The organism is Pseudoalteromonas sp. PS1M3 (assembly GCF_016865405.1).
In the GTDB taxonomy this organism is placed as follows: domain Bacteria; phylum Pseudomonadota; class Gammaproteobacteria; order Enterobacterales; family Alteromonadaceae; genus Pseudoalteromonas; species Pseudoalteromonas marina.
The window spans coordinates 1,805,935-1,821,871 of record NZ_AP022624.1; the positions used below are offsets into that span (position 1 = coordinate 1,805,935).

Here is a 15,937-nt window from a genome sequence, read left to right on the forward strand (position 1 = left end):
AATCCTTCTTACATAAAATTTTAATCCATAAACTAAATGACTTACGCTAATAAAACCAACTTTAATTTGTAACTATTTATTAGTTAATATTAATACTTGGCTTAAAGCAAATGACTTATTTGCTCTCTTTTGGCTAGCTTAGGTTAAAAGCGTTGATTGTAAACAGAATGACGTGATTTGCTTTCCTGTAATTGTTTTGAAGAGTGCGTGTCTAATAGAATATAAAAAGTCGTACTCGTTCTAATAAAGTAAATTTTGCAAATCATTAGCACAATTATAGTTTTTACTATGCTTAGCGAGTTCTAGCATTTCCTCGTTAAAAATACGTGAATAAGCAATGGCCTGTTTTTCCAGCTCAATTTGTGCAGAACAATTACCGCTGTCTGCACCAACCCACAAAACATCCCATCTAGTTTTCAATATAATACATGCTGTCATTTGAATATGTTCAAACCCAGGACGGGCAGGACCTAAACCATTAGCAACGGCGATAAAAGACACACCTTTAGTCTCAAAACTTTGTTTTGCATCAAATCTCTGCACTTTCAGTAATAAAGTCATTACGTAGGTGTTCAAAAGAGCAATCATCTGCAAAAACAGAAGGGGGAAAAAGAAAAATAAAAAGTATAACTATCTTCATGAGACCCTTAATAATTACCGCACTAAAACGGGTGAGGAACATTGTCCTGCTCTAATGATTGTTATATGCCAATTAGCACAATTGGTTCTTCGTTATCCATGAGCAAGTTTAGTTCTTCGATTTTCCAGATACCTGCAGATTTGTACATTACAACATATGCGAGTCCTGATTTTTCATTACCTATTATTTTGATAGCAAAGTTTGCTTCACCCTTAACTCCACTATCGGAAATTTCAAATCCATTTGCGTAATCAAATGAAAAACCTGGGGATTGACCAAAGTTAGCTTGAACAATAGGATTAGTAGAAAGTTTACTTACTGCCATCTTGAATGCGCGGCTGTCAGTAAAGTTAACTATTACGGAAGCCATTATTATTGTAAATATGATGATAAAAGCACAAAAGAACATTACTCGTTTATGGAATTTACTTTTACTATTCCACCATGCGAATCCTACATCAATAAATGACATTTATTTCTATACTCCCTTGGCACATAAAGGCCCAATATGCCGACGAAACGAGCTCAGAGAATTGAGGTCGGAATAATTGGATTGTTATGTGATTACAATTTAAAGCCCAGTGCTTTTATTTTTAGACTTAAACAGACCTTTACCAGTCAATAGCGACAAATAAACACCCACGACAATTATCATTAACATTGAGCCAATAAAAAGCTCTCTTTGAATTACAAAAGTAACTGGAATTACAGAGGCTATAAATAACATAAAAGTGGATGAGATATTCTTCTTAGTAATATAACTCGCATTTTTAATTCTAAATAATTTCATTATTAAACTCCTTTTTAGTTTTCAGCAAAAATCACATTACGTTGCTTAATAATTCCACTAAACAACTTTAATGTAAACAGATAATTACGTAGGCTTTAAAACACCCGTTATTAAAATCCACCAAAACGACTTTTAATAATGTTATGGGATAAAACACAAGAACTGTGTAAATACACAGTACCGGTAAATATTTCATTCCTCGGTTATAAAACACTTAACTCACTGGCTGTTAATTTAGCTAGGTGGTTTTAATTTTTGCGGCTGTTGATTATGATGATGCAAAGTCTGCTTTTATAAATTCATTTAAATTTTTCATTCATTTCATTAAGGATCACCGCATGTCTCAGTATGACGAATCCCCAGAGCAAATTGCACAGGCCACTGAAGGCTATGTAATGCAGCAAACTATGTTACGTATAAAAGATCCAAAACCGTCGCTGGCATTTTATCAAAATGTATTAGGTATGAAGCTATTAGGTAAGTATGACTTTCCTGAAATGAAGTTTACGCTGTACTTTTTAGGCTACGAGCCAACACAGCCAGAAGGTGATGATAAGACAAAAGCGAAATGGGTATTTGGTCGCCCTGCTCTTATAGAGCTCACTCACAACTGGGGCACAGAAAACGACGATAGTTTTACAGGCTACCACAGCGGTAACGACGAACCAAAAGGGTTTGGCCATATTGGTATTAGTGTACCCGATGTGTACGCAGCCAGTGAGCGCTTTGCAAAATACGATGTAGAGTTTGTAAAAAAACCAGACGATGGTTCAATGAAAGGCTTAGCTTTTATAAAAGACCCTGATGGCTACTGGATAGAAATACTCTCACCAGATGGCATAACCGATATTATTTTTGGTAAATAATCTCAACGCTTAATAAAACGGTTACCACATACTAAAAAGCCAGCTGTTACGCTGGCTTTTGTATTTTAAAGTAAAATTACTTACTCAGTGCACTTATTCGAGAGTCAAGCGGCGGGTGAGATGAAAACAGCTCAGCCATGCTTTTACCACCCGCAATACCAAATGCCATCATTGAGCCTTGCAATTGTGAAGGATGGTTTTGCTTTAACCTTTCTAGGGCAGAACGCATTTTATCTGCACCAACTAATTTAGCGGCACCGCTGTCGGCTGCAAATTCACGCTGTCTGCTGTAATGCGCTACAACTATACTTGCCAACACACCAAACAGGACTTGGAATAACATATCGAACAAAATGTAGGTCCAGCTTATTCCGCCCTCTTCTTCATCGCCATTAAGAAAATTATCTACAATATTTGCCAACACTTTTGCAGCAAATATAACAAAGGTATTTACCACACCTTGAATAAGCGTAAGCGTTACCATATCGCCACTAGCAATGTGTGACACCTCATGAGCAAGCACTGCTTCGGCTTGATCTTGGGTCATACTTTGCATTAAGCCTGTACTTACAGCAACTAGTGAATTGTTTTTACTTGGGCCTGTTGCAAAGGCATTCATTTCAGGGCTGTCGTAAATTGCCACTTCAGGCATTGCAATGCCAGCTTTTTTAGCTTGTACTGCCACAGTGTTTACAAGCCATTGTTCGGTTTGGTTACTTGGTTGAGTAATAACCTGCGCACCCGTTGATTTTTTAGCAATCCATTTAGACATATAAAGTGAAATAAACGACCCACCAAAACCAAATACGGCCGCAATAAGTAATATACCACCTAGGCTACGATGACTTAAGCCTAGCGCGCTCATTATAATTGAAAGCACCACACCTAATACCAACATAACCGCAAGGTTAGTTAATAAAAACAAAAATACACGTTTCATTCGCGTTCTCCAAAAATAACATTCATTGCTGAGCGATTTACTAAAATTTGATCGGCTGTAAGCAACACTACCGCAACGACACACTATGTCATTGCGATAGTGTTATTCTGTGACAAACTATGTCACAGCGCAAGTACTATTTATGGATTTATTGATAAATTTTCAAGAAGTGTTTTATAAATTTGTAATTTTGGTGTTTGTTCGCTATACGGGCTAATAGCAAGAATGGGAAACGGTAAGCGTGCCTTTAAACTATCAAGGTTTGCTTGGTATTCATCCATGTGTTCATCAACCTGGTTGGCTATCCAACCTATACAGTTAATACCTAAGCTTTGTATGTGTGCTGCGGTTAAAAATGCATGATTTAAGCAGCCCAACTTCATACCAACCACTAATATAACCGGTAGTTTCTCAGCTTTTACCCAATCGTATAAATACTCGGTATTATTTATTGGCAAAGCCCAACCACCAGCACCTTCTGTAAGCAGGTAGTCAGCGCCTTGCTGTTTTACCGTTTTATAGGCTGCAGTAAGTTTGTTTACATTAATAGTTACACCCGCCTGCTCTGCGGCTATGTGGGGGGCTATGGGTGGTGCAAAAGTAAAGGGATTTACAACGTCATACTTTGCGCTTACTGTTGCACTTTCCATTAGCATAAGTGCATCAGCATTAACAAGTTGGTCAAACGCCATTTCAGACCCAGCAGCTAGTGGTTTATACCCTATTGCCTTTTTTTTATGTTGGGCAAGCAGTTTTAACAATAAACTGGTTACATGTGTTTTTCCCGCATCGGTGTCGGTACCAGTAATAAAAAATTCTTTCATAGCTTTGCCTTGTAACAAACGATGTTTACGCTTTAGTTAATGATAACAATACTACATGATAAGAAACACACGCTTTTTGGTTTATTAACGGATACGCTGCACACGCCGTTTTAAGCGCCGATTTTGTTAATAACCCTGGGCGTGTTTTTCCTGTATTCTGAGTGGTTGCGCCAATTGCTTTTATTGAGCGAATTGCTTGCAGCGGTGTCGAATATGTATCTGTATACATTGTGCTTATAGTGTTTGTAACATTAAAACCAGAACTTTGGACCGATTGATTTATATAATCAACCGAATTAAATGTATTAATATGGCTGTGGCTATCTACCGCAGCAAACGCTGTTTTTATTTCGTTTAGTGAGCCTTCAACTACAGTGCTAATAAAAGCTTGCCCGCCCGGTTTTAATACCTCATAAAGTGACTTTAAAAGCACCTTAAAGTTAGCTGACCATTGCACCGCAAAGTTACTAAAAATAATATCTACACTGTTTGATTGTAATGGTAAATTGTCCATATCTGCGCATACTTTGTAATCGCCTTTATTACAACTATTGAGCATATTAAAACTTAAATCCATGGAAAGCACATTACCATAAAGGCTTTTAAGCTGATGGGTGTTTACAAGTGGGCCTGCACCTAAATCAACACACACCTTATTTTTATTACATACTGAAGGCGTTATTAATTTGAACAAATCATCCGCTGCTTTTTTTTGAACATGTGCATGCGTATTGTAATCACCCGCCGCTTTTGAAAAGTTAACCTGTGCTCCTTTTTTAAGTGCTGGGTTAAACCTTTTTAAATGGCACAGTGTTGCGGGCTTTGTAACCGGCTTACTATCAAGTGCATGGGCTATCATAATAGTGCCTCTGCTAAATGTTTAACTAGATAAGTAATATCATCAAGGGTGTGCGCTGCCGTTAACGTCACTCTTAAGCGTGCAGTATTGTACGCAACCGTAGGTGGGCGAATAGCGGTTAGCCAAATTCCTTGCTGCTTGAGTTTATTAGCCGCTTTTAATGTTTGCTCTGCACACCCTAATACAATAGGTTGAATAGCCGTATCGGACTCCATTACCGCTATGTTGTGCTGTTGTGCAAGGTGCTTAAAAGTAGCAATGTTTTTATTTAACATTACTCGTTGCGTGTTAGCTTTTTTAATGTGCTTTAAGCGAACTAATGTATTATCTGCCAATAATGGCGACATAGCCGTTGAGTATGTGTAGTCTCGGTTATATTGCAGCATGTAGTCTATAAATGCGTGTGAACCCAATACACACGCGCCACTACTAGCAACAGCTTTACCAAATGTGATGACGAGTATATCGGGTAAAATATCGCCAATAAGTGTTTCGCAACTACCCAGCCCTGTATTACCTAACGCGCCAAAGCCATGTGCGTCGTCTATCATCAGCCATGCATTGTGTTGTTTTGCAAGGAGCAATAGGTCTTTGATAGGGGCCGTATCACCATCCATCGAAAAAACACCTTCGCTAATAATTAACTTATTTTGTGCTTTTGACTTTTCGAGCCGAGATCGTAAGTGATTTAAATCGTTGTGGTTAAACCGTATTAAAGCCGCATTTGAATGAAGTGCCCCATCTATTAAGCTAGCGTGGTTTAACTTATCTTGAAAAATAGCGCTGTTTTGCGCTGCTCCTTTATCCTGAAACAACGCTTTAATTACACTGCTATTAGCACTAAACCCAGAATTAAAAAGCAACCCAGCTTGATAACCTAACTGAGTGCATAAGTACTGCTCTAAGGCTTGTTGCTGTAATTGATAACCTGTTACTAATGCAGAGCTATGGCTACCTAACGTATTAATATTTTCGCTCTCAATAGTTAAATCACCAAAGCCCAAGTAATCATTACTGGCAAAATTTAGGTAGGTTTTATCATTTACCATAATGGTTCGTGCTGTGGCGCTTTGTACCACGTGGCGTTTGCGTAAAAGCAATTGCTCTGCCCGTTCATTAAGGTGTGTGCTAATAAATTCAAATGGCATTAGTAACGCTTACTTAGGCTTCGTAAAATAATTCAGACGTTGCTTTATCTGCAACTTGCGATGAAAGCGACGCTGCTACAGCTTCATCTGAATAATCTTCACGCGTTTCTGGGTTCATTCCTAGCTTTTTAATTAGGTTCATATCAGCATCCGCTTCTGGGTTTTCTGTGGTAAGCAGCTTGTCACCATAAAATATAGAGTTAGCACCTGCAAAAAAACACATTGATTGCATTTGCTCGTTCATGGCATTACGCCCTGCCGACAAACGTACATAGCTGTGTGGCATCATTATTCGTGCAGTAGCAATAGTGCGTATAAACTCAAAATGGTCTAAATCGTCAACGTTTTCAAGTGGGGTACCTTTTACTTTAACTAGCATATTAATAGGTACACTTTCTGGCTGTTGTGGCAAGTTAGCCAATTGCATAAGTAACCCATAACGGTCGGCTGCTTGCTCGCCCATACCAACTATACCGCCTGAACAGACTTTCATACCGGCATCGCGTACATGATCTATGGTGTTCAATCGATCTTCAAAGGTACGGGTTGATATAATTTGCTCGTAGTATTCAGGTGATGTATCAAGATTATGGTTGTAGTAATCTAAACCTGCACTGCTGAGTTCGTGGGCTTTTTCGTTTGTGAGTTTGCCCAGCGTCATGCAGGTTTCAAGGCCAAGCTCTTTTACTTCTTTTACCATTTTCGAAATGTAAGGCATGTCTCTGTCTTTTGGATCTGACCACGCAGCGCCCATACAAAAACGTGTTGCACCTTTTTGTTTAGCTAAACGCGCTTGCTCTACTACTTTTTCTACTTCAATAAGGCGCTCGCGCTCTAAGTCGGTTTTATAGTGCCCTGACTGTGGGCAATACTTACAATCTTCTGGGCATGCCCCAGTTTTAATTGATAACAGGGTAGAAATTTGCACTTCATTTGGGTTGAAGTTAGCACGGTGTACCGACGCCGCCTTAAAAAGTAAATCGTTAAACGGCATTTCAAATAATGCTTTAACTTCGCTATGGGTCCAATTGTGGCGAACAGGTGCAAGTTCCATAATTCTCTCTTTATTTTTTTCATATCGGTGATGTTGGATTAGTCTAAAACTTCAAGTACCATTGTCAACGAAGTCCACCCAGTTAAAGTTTACATATGAACAATATACACTCAATTGATTTAAATTTTGATCGTGAACACATTTGGCATCCATACACATCAATGACAAAGCCTATTCCCGTTTACCCTGTAACCCACGCTAAACACAATATAATTTACCTCGAAACAGGCGAGCAACTTATAGATGGCATGGCATCGTGGTGGAGCGCTATTCATGGTTACAACCACCCTGCTATTAACAAAGCAATGGTTAATCAAATTAATAACATGAGCCACATTATGTTTGGAGGTATCACACATTCAAGTGCAGTTGAGCTGTGTAAAAAACTTGTAGATATTACTCCCCAAAGCTTAACTAAAGTATTTTTAGCTGACAGTGGCTCAGTAAGTGTTGAAGTAGCTATTAAAATGGCTCTGCAATACTGGTTAAGCCAAGGTATTAAAACAAAACAAAAATTAATGACCCCTTATAAGGGTTATCATGGCGATACGTTTGCTGCAATGAGCGTATGCGATCCTGTTAACTCTATGCATAGCCTATATAAGGGATTTTTACCTGAGCACGTATTTGTACCTGCCCCTACCAGTAAGTTTTCAAGCACTTTTGAGCAAAGTGAAGCGCTTGAACTTGAACAGTACTTTAAAAATAACCACCAACACGTAGCTGCTTTTATTATTGAACCCATAGTACAAAATGCGGGAGGTATGAATTTTTATCATCCCGATTATTTAGCCTGCGTAAGGCAGCTATGCAATCAATACAATGTACTTTTAATTTGCGACGAAATAGCCACTGGCTTTGGCCGAACGGGTAAGTTATTTGCGGTTGAACACGCTAATATCCAACCCGATATTTTATGTATAGGTAAAGCACTTACCGGTGGCTCAATGACTTTATCGGCAACGCTTACGAGCGATAAAATTGCCACAGGCATTAGTGAAGGTGAAGCCGGAGTTTTAATGCACGGACCTACCTTTATGGGTAATCCGCTAGCATGCGCAGCTGCATGTGCCAGCATAGACTTATTACTTGAGCAAAACTGGCAACAACGCGTAAAAGAAATAAATAATCAACTTCAGCAATTACACAAATGTGCGGAGCTTGAAGACGTTGCTGATGTAAGAGTGCTCGGCGCGATAGGTGTTGTAGAGCTTAATAAAGAGGTTAGTAATATAGATGTTGCGACTATTCAGGCCTTTTTTGTAAAACAAGGTGTATGGATCCGCCCTTTCGGTAAACTAATTTACCTCATGCCACCGTATATAAGTGACGAAAACAGTATTAAAACGCTTTGCGATGCAATTTATAGTGCAATTAAAGGCAAACATTACGCTAAAGCATAGTGATTTTTTAAAGTTTAATAGTGGTATTAATTAGTCAATAGCTTCATTAATTTTAAGCAAAAAGCGGATTTAACTTGATATAGATCATTTGTATTAATTAAATTCGTCCTCATGCCTTCAAATACGTGTTTAGCAGTTTTAGTATATTGCTCTTCGTAATATTTACGGATATGATAATACCTATCATTTACAATTACCTTTTTGGACTTCTTTCATGAACTTATTTTTTAAACCAGCCAAAACATTAGGTGCCTCTTTATTAATAGCGTCTGCGTTTATTGCGCAACCTGTATTTGCTAACGGTCCTATTGGTGAACATGTAAATCACCTTCAAGCTAACCTTAAAAGCTATAACGAAGAAGTTGAGTGGATGGTAGGCAAAGTAGACACGCTTGTTAGCACCTACGAAGATAAAGGCGCTAAGGCCGTAAATACCGACGATTTAATTGAATATTGGGAATCGGTAAAATTTCACAGTGCAATTGAAACTAATTTAGTGCCTGTTTATGCCTCTATTTGGCAGGGTTTGTACGGTGTAAAAATGGCAATTGACGGTGGTAAAGCAGCCACTGAGGTTCGTGTACAACAAACCGCAATGAATAATGCTTTATGGCAAGGTTTAGGTGCTGTTAAATTAGCGGCTAAATTTCAACAAAAAGGCTTGTTAGAGTCTGTTACAGCTACAGCAAGTAAAGAAATGACACAAAGTGCAACAATAGACGAAATAAAGCACAAACTAGACCGCGTCATCGCAAAACTTGCTGAGCGCCTTCAAGACGAAGCTACTGAAATTGTTCACGATACTTACCTACACTTATTCGAAGGCGTTGAAGGAACACTTATCGAGCAAGATGCAAATTTAGTCGAGGCACTTGAAAAAGATTTTAACGTAACACTTCCAAAAGCAATCGCAGATAACAAAAGTGTTGATGAAGTACGCGATGTAGTTACCAGCATGCAAACAAAATTAGACCGCGCCAAACGTTTAATTGAAAAAGCAGAAAAAAACCGTAAGGACGTTTTTTAGTGGAACGCAGAACCTTTATACAAGGGTTAGCAGCATTAGGGGTAGTTGGCTCATTGCCATTACCTTTATCGCAAGCTTTTGCTAATACAGTAACCAACCCCGTCTCGGTTGACGATTTACCTAAACTTAAAGGTGATTTAACCTTATATTTAGGCCGAGGTGAAGGTGGTTTATACGAAAACGTATTACAAGCTATCCAAAAAAATAACCCTGATTTTAATTTAGCTATTCGCCGCGGACCAACAGCTGCACTTGCCAACACAATTGTTGCAGAAGCCAAAGCGGGTGTTAAACGTGCTGATTTATTTTGGGCTGTGGACTCAGGTGCAATTGGTTTAGTAACCGATGCAGGCCTTGCAAAGCCACTGCCAGACGATTTATCGGCTCAACTGCAGCCGCAATTTAAATATAAAGACTGGGCGCCAGTAACGGGACGTATTCGTACACTGCCTTTTAATACGTCGCGTTTAACTAAAGATCAAATTCCAACCAGCATTATGGAAATTGCTGACAGCGACTTGAGTATTGGGTGGGCCCCTGCTTATGCGTCTTTTCAATCGTTTGTTACAGCAATGCGTATATTACAAGGCGATGATAAAACGGCTAAATGGCTCAAAAAAGTTAAAAAACGTGCAAAAACATACGCAGGTGAATTAGGCGTTGTAATGGGTGTGGAACGGGGTGAAGTTGATATTGGCTTTGCTAATCATTATTACACTTTACGTTTAAAATCAGGCAAGCCGGATGCAAATCTTGATTTAGCCTTTACCCAAAACGATGCAGGCTGTTTAGTCAACGCCTCGGGTATATTAACGCTTAACAGTGACCCGCTTGCAACTAACTTTATGCGCTATTTACTCAGCAAAGAAGTTCAAGGCTATTTAGCACGTGAAGCCTACGAAATCCCCCTTGTAAACGGTATTGCTCAGCCTGATGGTTTACCTTCGCTTTCGAGTGTTTCACCACCTAAAATTGATTTAACACAGCTTGCAGATTTGCGACCCACTATTAACTTAATGCGCAGCAACGGCGTTTTATAATGCGATTACCCCCATCTTACCCAATGGCGCTGCTTGCAGCGCTCATTACGCTTACCCCTATTTGTATATTAATGGTGCTTGCTAGTGACTCAAGTTCCTATTTTGATAGCCATAATTTAACCATATTAGGTAATACACTGGCTTTAATGGGCTTAACTGTTTTAGGCTCAATTTTAATCGGCGTACCACTTGCGTTTATAAGCGCCTATGTACACTTACCATTTAAAAAAGCATGGCTTGTAGTATTTGCCGCTCCCCTTGCTATACCCAGTTATATTGGTGCGTTTACGCTTTATGCTGCATTTGGCCCTGGGGGTGAAATAAATAATTTACTCGGATTTGAAACACCGTCTATGTATGGGCTATCCGGCGCTGCAATAGTTATGACCTTGTATACATTTCCATTTGTAATGATGACTACCCGTTCATCTTTACTCAGTTTAGACGCCAGCATGGTAAACGCAGCTCGCACATTGGGTATGTCGATGGCGCAAAGTGTATTCAAAGTTATTCTACCCCGCGTGGTAAATGGCATTGCTGCTGGGTCGTTATTAGTGGCACTTTATACTTTATCTGACTTTGGCACCCCAGCCATGATGAGACTTGATACGTTCACCCGTGTTATTTATGTTGAATACAATGCGTTTGAATTGGGTCGCGCAGCGATGCTGTCACTTCAGTTAATGGTTATTGTAGGCTTTTTATTACTTATAGAGTCGCAAATAAAAACAGCGAGTGAGCGTCATGGCCGCCCCCTTATTTTATTCCCAAGTAAACTTCAATTGAGTGCGTTATTTGCACTGTTCGCCCCTGTGCTGCTGCTAGCGATCGGCTTACCCTTGGCAATATTTTTTATATGGCTTGCACGAGATGGCTTAAGTAATTTTGATTTTACCATTGCATGGCATTCAACCTATGCGTCTGCACTTGCTGCTATTGTTGCAGTAATTGTGGCAGTCCCTGTTGCGCACGCGGCACTCAGTGGCAAAGCAGGCAGAATTATGGAGCGCGTTACTTACTTTGGCTTTGGCATACCCGGTATTGTAATGGGCACAGCGCTGGTTTATGGCGGGTTGCAATTACCGTTTTTGTATCAAACTTTGGGGTTACTTATTATTGCCTACATGCTACGTTTTTTGCCTCTCGCGGTTGGTTCAATTCGTACTAGTACCGAACATTTAGATCCAAGCTTAGTAAAATCTGCGCGAGTGCTTGGTGCAAGCCCGCGCGAAGCCTTCACACGTATTACTTTGCCTTTAACCATGCGTGGTATCGTCGCTGGTGGTGCATTAGTGTTTTTAGAGTCAATGCGTGAACTTGAAGCCACTTTATTGCTAGGCCCTACTGGGTTTGAAACCCTGTCTACTTATTTATGGCGTGTTTACGAAGCTGGCTATTTTGGCCGTGCCGCTATACCTGGGCTGTTATTAGTGGTGATCTCTGCTTGTGGTTTAGCTATTATGATGTCTGGCGAAAAACGTAACCAGTTTGAACATTAAGGATTTGAAGTAAATGCTATCTGTAAGTCAGTTGTCTATAGATTATGGCAGTAATCGCGTTGTGAGCGATTTGAATTTAACACTTGGTGAAAACGAAATCCTAATGCTTGTTGGCCCCACCGGTTGCGGTAAAAGTACAATATTACAAGCACTCGCAGGCTTAATACCCATTTCTGAAGGTGAAATAAACGCAGATAAATGGCGTGCAACCCGTAATAAATCAGTGCCTCCTGAGAAGCGCAGTGTAGGTATGGTTTTTCAAGACTTTGCGTTATTTCCGCATTTAACGGTTGAGCAAAATATTTGTTTTAAATTAAAAGATCACAGCGTGGCAGATCATTGGATTAACCTACTTGGTCTTGAAGAGTTTAGAACTAAGAAACCTGCGACCCTGTCTGGCGGTCAAAAGCAACGTGTTGCATTAGCACGTACTCTTGCTCACCAGCCTGACTTTGTATTACTTGATGAGCCGCTGTCGAATCTAGATGCGGCGTTAAAAGACATGCTGCGTTGGGATATCCGAAACGCACTAAAAAATGCAGGTGTACCTGCTATTTGGGTTACCCACGACCAAGAAGAGGCACTATCGGTTGGGGATCGTGTTGGTGTTTTAAAAGGTGGGCAAATACAACAAATTGACACTCCCGAAAAATGCTTTAGTACCCCAAAAAACCGCTTTGTTGCGCGTTTTTTAGGTGAAGCTAGCTTTATAAAAGGTACATTAAATAACGGCCAAGCACTTACCGATATTGGCAATGTGCCCGCGCATGGTGTTGACTGCGCTCAAGGCAATGTTGATGTATTGCTTCGCCCCGACGATGTTTTATTAGTACAAAGCAGTATAGGTAATAATGGCGAGGTTATTTGGGTACGCTTTGAAGGCGGTAGTCGATTATGCGCAATAAAACTTGCCTGTGGTACAGTAGTCACTAGCCGCGTGAGTCATGAACTGGTTGTACACCCTGGTGACAACGTACATGTTTCGCTAAGTACCTCTCATCCGCTGGCGGCATTTAAAAACTAGCGCAATAAATATTTTACTTTAGAGGAAACTATGAACGGACCAAATCCAAATAACCCATCTCCAATGCAAGGGTTTCCTCAAGTAGGTTATTTAAAAAATTTTATTACGTCGCCTAATATAGAAGTCGGTGATTATACGTATTACGACGACCCTAATGGGCCTGAACACTTCGAAAAAAACGTACTTTATCATTTCGATTTTATTGGCGACAAACTTATTATCGGGAAGTTTTGCGCCATAGCAAAAGATGTAACGTTTATAATGAATGGGGCGAATCATCAAAGTGCTGGTTTTTCTACCTACCCATTTTTTATATTTGGTAACGGATGGGAAAAGTCTGCACCTCAACCAGGTGACTTACCATTTAAAGGAAATACAGAAATTGGCAATGATGTGTGGATAGGCTATAACGCCACTATTATGCCAGGGGTAAAAATAGGAAATGGCGCTATTATTGCTAGTAAATCGGTAGTGACCAACGATGTGCCTGCTTATGCTGTCGTTGGTGGTAATCCAGCAAAAATAATCAAACAGCGTTTTGACGATAAAACGATTGATGCACTGCTATCTATTGCATGGTGGGATTGGAGCAATGACAAAATCACTGCTCATTTAGATGCTATAATTCAAAATAATTTAGACTTACTGTCTAAACTATAACACTACCATTCAAACATATACGCCATTTTACTTATGGTTTTAAGCGGCACGTTATGCGAATTGCGTTTAGCGTATAAGTGCTGCATTGATTTATCTTTTACTTCACCCACTATCACTTCTTTAACTTGGTAACCTAATGCAACAGCTGCTTGAGTGTATGCAACAAACTCCCATTTTTTTATATTGGTGTTGTCTACAATCACGAGCGGAATATCTTGTGCGAGCGCTTGTATAAAACGCGCTAAATTTAAATTATGGTATTGCGGTAATTTAAATTTATCAAAATGATATTCGCCCTGCTCATTTAAAAAATAATCGTCTGTTGAGCAAATTAAATATTGGCTTTCATCTGCAGTCGCTAATTCGTCTGCTAAATTTTGTGCATAATACGACTTACCGCTTCCCGGTAGTCCACGTAAAATAAAAACTTGTTTCATAGCATCCATTTCTAAAGTAATGGTCAGTATTGAGAAATCAAAGAATATATAATGCCACAAAATCACTAAATTTCAGAGCAGCAAATTACAAACTTAGTCATTTGTGCCTAAAAATCGACTAAAAATAAACCGCATTGATAAAAACTTATAAAGAGTTGCCCGCAATAGTTTTTTTATTTTACTTTACTAGGTAAGATACAGGGTTCTAGTACAGCACCATCTATAAATAAAATATGGTTTATATACTGTACATATTTAAATAAATAAAGTTAGGCAACTTATATCATTGGAGTGAAGATGAGCCATTTAGCGATTTCAGAGCTATTAAAAGGCAATGTTGCGGTAGACAGCCAAGTAACAATTAAAGGCTGGATCCGTACTCGCCGCGATTCAAAAGCAGGAATATCATTTTTAGCCGTTCATGACGGTTCGTGTTTTGATCCTATTCAAGCGGTAGTTCCTAATTCACTAAATAATTATGATGAAGTTACTAGCTTAACAGCCGGTTGTTCTGTATCGGTTACTGGTGTTTTAGTTCAATCTGCGGGCAAAGGCCAATCGTTTGAAATTCAAGCGAATACGGTCACTGTATTAGGTTGGGTAGAAAACCCAGATTCATACCCAATGTCGGCAAAACGCCACAGCATTGAATACTTACGTGAACACGCTCACCTTCGCCCACGTACTAACATGATTGGCGCAGTAACACGTGTACGTAACTGTTTAGCACAAGCCATTCACCGTTTTTATCACGAGCAAGGTTACTACTGGATCAGCACACCTATTATCACAGCAAGTGACTGTGAAGGCGCTGGCGAAATGTTCCGTGTATCTACACTTGATATGCAAAACTTACCGCGTACAGATAAAGGCGACGTTGATTACAGTGAAGACTTTTTTGGAAAAGAAGCATTCTTAACTGTATCTGGCCAGTTAAACGGTGAAACTTACGCGTCTGCAATGTCAAAAATTTATACGTTTGGCCCTACTTTCCGTGCAGAAAACTCAAATACTTCACGCCACTTGGCCGAGTTTTGGATGGTTGAACCTGAAGTAGCATTTGCAGATTTAGAAGACATCGCAAAACTTGCTGAAAACATGCTTAAGTACGTATTTAAAGCGGTACTTGAAGAGCGCCGTGACGACATGGAGTTTTTTGCTCAACGTATCGAAAAAACTGCTATTAGCCGTTTAGAAGAATTTGTTGAAAAAGACTTTGCACAAGTTGATTACACAGACGCAGTCGAAATTCTTAAAAACTGCGGTAAGAAATTTGAGTTTGATGTTGAATGGGGTGTAGATTTACAGTCTGAGCACGAACGTTACCTAGCAGAAGAACACTTTAAAGCACCGGTAGTAATTAAAAACTACCCACGTGATATTAAAGCATTTTACATGCGCCAAAACGAAGACGGCAAAACCGTTGCTGCTATGGACGTAGTTGCACCGGGTATTGGTGAAATCATTGGTGGTTCTCAACGTGAAGAGCGCCTTGACGTACTTGATGCCCGCCTTGAAGAAATGGGCTTAAACAAAGAAGATTACAGCTGGTACCGCGACCTACGTAAATACGGTAGTGTGCCACATTCAGGCTTTGGTTTAGGTTTTGAACGCTTAGTTGCATATGTAACAGGTATGGGCAATGTACGTGACGTAATCGCCTTCCCTCGTACTAAAGGCAGCGCAACTTACTAAATTAGTATTTAGTAAATTGTTTAAAAATTAA

The 15,937-nt window shown here is 39.6% G+C and carries 17 protein-coding genes; 8 read left to right on the forward strand and 9 right to left on the reverse strand.

Annotated elements, in window-relative coordinates; all coding sequences use genetic code 11:
• Positions 1-240: 240 nt before the first annotated feature.
• The 3 genes from PS1M3_RS08285 to PS1M3_RS08295 form a co-directional block, all read right to left on the reverse strand.
• A complete protein-coding gene (locus PS1M3_RS08285; protein ID WP_239104443.1) occupies positions 241-561 on the reverse strand; it encodes a hypothetical protein in 321 nt (106 codons plus the stop codon).
• A 140-nt stretch (positions 562-701) separates the two neighbouring features.
• Positions 702-1,112 (reverse strand): cytochrome c oxidase assembly factor Coa1 family protein, encoded by a 411-nt coding sequence (locus PS1M3_RS08290; protein ID WP_203983506.1) that lies wholly within the window; start codon positions 1,110-1,112, stop codon positions 702-704.
• A 99-nt stretch (positions 1,113-1,211) separates the two neighbouring features.
• Entirely contained in the window at positions 1,212-1,430 is a 219-nt protein-coding gene (locus tag PS1M3_RS08295) for a hypothetical protein (RefSeq protein WP_006792994.1), read from the reverse strand.
• 338 nt (positions 1,431-1,768) lie between these two features.
• Here PS1M3_RS08295 and gloA point away from each other — a divergent pair, with 338 nt between their 5' ends.
• Positions 1,769-2,296, forward strand: coding sequence for a lactoylglutathione lyase (gene gloA, locus PS1M3_RS08300; protein WP_008131158.1), 528 nt, complete (start codon positions 1,769-1,771; stop codon positions 2,294-2,296).
• 76 nt (positions 2,297-2,372) lie between these two features.
• Here gloA and htpX read toward each other — a convergent pair whose 3' ends face one another.
• The 5 genes from htpX to bioB form a co-directional block, all read right to left on the reverse strand.
• Positions 2,373-3,236, reverse strand: coding sequence for a protease HtpX (gene htpX, locus PS1M3_RS08305; protein WP_203983513.1), 864 nt, complete (start codon positions 3,234-3,236; stop codon positions 2,373-2,375).
• Between the two features lie 140 nt (positions 3,237-3,376).
• A complete protein-coding gene (bioD, locus tag PS1M3_RS08310; RefSeq protein ID WP_203983515.1) occupies positions 3,377-4,060 on the reverse strand; it encodes a dethiobiotin synthase in 684 nt (227 codons plus the stop codon).
• 25 nt (positions 4,061-4,085) lie between these two features.
• Positions 4,086-4,919: a methyltransferase domain-containing protein gene (locus tag PS1M3_RS08315; RefSeq protein WP_203983517.1), complete on the reverse strand. Its 834-nt coding sequence runs from the start codon at positions 4,917-4,919 to the stop codon at positions 4,086-4,088.
• The gene (locus PS1M3_RS08320) at positions 4,916-6,067 is read right to left on the reverse strand and encodes an 8-amino-7-oxononanoate synthase (protein WP_203983519.1); all 1,152 of its coding nucleotides are present in this window, start codon (positions 6,065-6,067) and stop codon (positions 4,916-4,918) included. Before PS1M3_RS08320 ends, PS1M3_RS08315 begins: the two co-directional genes overlap by 4 nt.
• 13 nt (positions 6,068-6,080) lie before the next feature.
• Positions 6,081-7,121 (reverse strand): biotin synthase BioB, encoded by a 1,041-nt coding sequence (gene bioB / locus PS1M3_RS08325; RefSeq protein WP_006793000.1) that lies wholly within the window; start codon positions 7,119-7,121, stop codon positions 6,081-6,083.
• Between the two features lie 95 nt (positions 7,122-7,216).
• Between bioB and bioA the strand changes: the two genes are divergently transcribed.
• The 6 genes from bioA (at position 7,217) to PS1M3_RS08355 (ending at position 13,774) form a co-directional block, all read left to right on the forward strand.
• Positions 7,217-8,524, forward strand: a complete 1,308-nt coding sequence (gene bioA, locus PS1M3_RS08330; protein ID WP_203983521.1) for an adenosylmethionine--8-amino-7-oxononanoate transaminase — start codon at positions 7,217-7,219, stop codon at positions 8,522-8,524.
• A gap of 214 nt (positions 8,525-8,738) precedes the next feature.
• On the forward strand, positions 8,739-9,551 hold the full coding sequence (locus PS1M3_RS08335; RefSeq protein ID WP_203983523.1) for a hypothetical protein: 813 nt from the start codon (positions 8,739-8,741) through the stop codon (positions 9,549-9,551).
• Positions 9,551-10,591 carry an extracellular solute-binding protein gene (locus PS1M3_RS08340; RefSeq protein WP_203983532.1) on the forward strand — a complete coding sequence of 347 codons (1,041 nt, stop codon included), beginning with the start codon at positions 9,551-9,553 and terminating at the stop codon, positions 10,589-10,591. The genes PS1M3_RS08335 and PS1M3_RS08340 overlap by 1 nt, the downstream gene beginning before the upstream one ends.
• Positions 10,591-12,090 carry an iron ABC transporter permease gene (locus tag PS1M3_RS08345; protein WP_203983534.1) on the forward strand — a complete coding sequence of 500 codons (1,500 nt, stop codon included), beginning with the start codon at positions 10,591-10,593 and terminating at the stop codon, positions 12,088-12,090. Before PS1M3_RS08340 ends, PS1M3_RS08345 begins: the two co-directional genes overlap by 1 nt.
• 13 nt (positions 12,091-12,103) lie before the next feature.
• Positions 12,104-13,114 (forward strand): ABC transporter ATP-binding protein, encoded by a 1,011-nt coding sequence (locus PS1M3_RS08350; protein ID WP_203983536.1) that lies wholly within the window; start codon positions 12,104-12,106, stop codon positions 13,112-13,114.
• Between the two features lie 30 nt (positions 13,115-13,144).
• Positions 13,145-13,774: a Vat family streptogramin A O-acetyltransferase gene (locus tag PS1M3_RS08355; RefSeq protein ID WP_203983538.1), complete on the forward strand. Its 630-nt coding sequence runs from the start codon at positions 13,145-13,147 to the stop codon at positions 13,772-13,774.
• A gap of 2 nt (positions 13,775-13,776) precedes the next feature.
• On the opposite strand, the gene PS1M3_RS08360 is transcribed toward PS1M3_RS08355, so the two are convergent.
• Positions 13,777-14,211 carry an ATP-binding protein gene (locus PS1M3_RS08360; protein ID WP_008131176.1) on the reverse strand — a complete coding sequence of 145 codons (435 nt, stop codon included), beginning with the start codon at positions 14,209-14,211 and terminating at the stop codon, positions 13,777-13,779.
• Between the two features lie 297 nt (positions 14,212-14,508).
• On the opposite strand from PS1M3_RS08360, the gene asnS reads away from it, so the two are divergent.
• Positions 14,509-15,906 (forward strand): asparagine--tRNA ligase, encoded by a 1,398-nt coding sequence (asnS, locus tag PS1M3_RS08365; RefSeq protein ID WP_006793019.1) that lies wholly within the window; start codon positions 14,509-14,511, stop codon positions 15,904-15,906.
• Positions 15,907-15,937: the final 31 nt, after the last annotated feature.

Bases quoted from the DNA above. Each gene is read 5' to 3' on its own strand.
- PS1M3_RS08320 (WP_203983519.1), bottom strand. From the start codon at position 6,067: ATGCCATTTGAATTTATTAGCACACACCTTAATGAACGGGCAGAGCAA.
- PS1M3_RS08290 (WP_203983506.1), bottom strand. From the start codon at position 1,112: ATGTCATTTATTGATGTAGGATTCGCATGGTGGAATAGTAAAAGTAAA.
- bioB (WP_006793000.1), bottom strand. From the start codon at position 7,121: ATGGAACTTGCACCTGTTCGCCACAATTGGACCCATAGCGAAGTTAAA.
- PS1M3_RS08360 (WP_008131176.1), bottom strand. From the start codon at position 14,211: ATGAAACAAGTTTTTATTTTACGTGGACTACCGGGAAGCGGTAAGTCG.
- PS1M3_RS08335 (WP_203983523.1), top strand. From the start codon at position 8,739: ATGAACTTATTTTTTAAACCAGCCAAAACATTAGGTGCCTCTTTATTA.
- bioD (WP_203983515.1), bottom strand. From the start codon at position 4,060: ATGAAAGAATTTTTTATTACTGGTACCGACACCGATGCGGGAAAAACA.
- htpX (WP_203983513.1), bottom strand. From the start codon at position 3,236: ATGAAACGTGTATTTTTGTTTTTATTAACTAACCTTGCGGTTATGTTG.
- PS1M3_RS08350 (WP_203983536.1), top strand. From the start codon at position 12,104: ATGCTATCTGTAAGTCAGTTGTCTATAGATTATGGCAGTAATCGCGTT.
- PS1M3_RS08345 (WP_203983534.1), top strand. From the start codon at position 10,591: ATGCGATTACCCCCATCTTACCCAATGGCGCTGCTTGCAGCGCTCATT.
- asnS (WP_006793019.1), top strand. From the start codon at position 14,509: ATGAGCCATTTAGCGATTTCAGAGCTATTAAAAGGCAATGTTGCGGTA.
- PS1M3_RS08315 (WP_203983517.1), bottom strand. From the start codon at position 4,919: ATGATAGCCCATGCACTTGATAGTAAGCCGGTTACAAAGCCCGCAACA.
- PS1M3_RS08285 (WP_239104443.1), bottom strand. From the start codon at position 561: ATGACTTTATTACTGAAAGTGCAGAGATTTGATGCAAAACAAAGTTTT.
- PS1M3_RS08355 (WP_203983538.1), top strand. From the start codon at position 13,145: ATGAACGGACCAAATCCAAATAACCCATCTCCAATGCAAGGGTTTCCT.
- bioA (WP_203983521.1), top strand. From the start codon at position 7,217: ATGAACAATATACACTCAATTGATTTAAATTTTGATCGTGAACACATT.
- PS1M3_RS08295 (WP_006792994.1), bottom strand. From the start codon at position 1,430: ATGAAATTATTTAGAATTAAAAATGCGAGTTATATTACTAAGAAGAAT.
- gloA (WP_008131158.1), top strand. From the start codon at position 1,769: ATGTCTCAGTATGACGAATCCCCAGAGCAAATTGCACAGGCCACTGAA.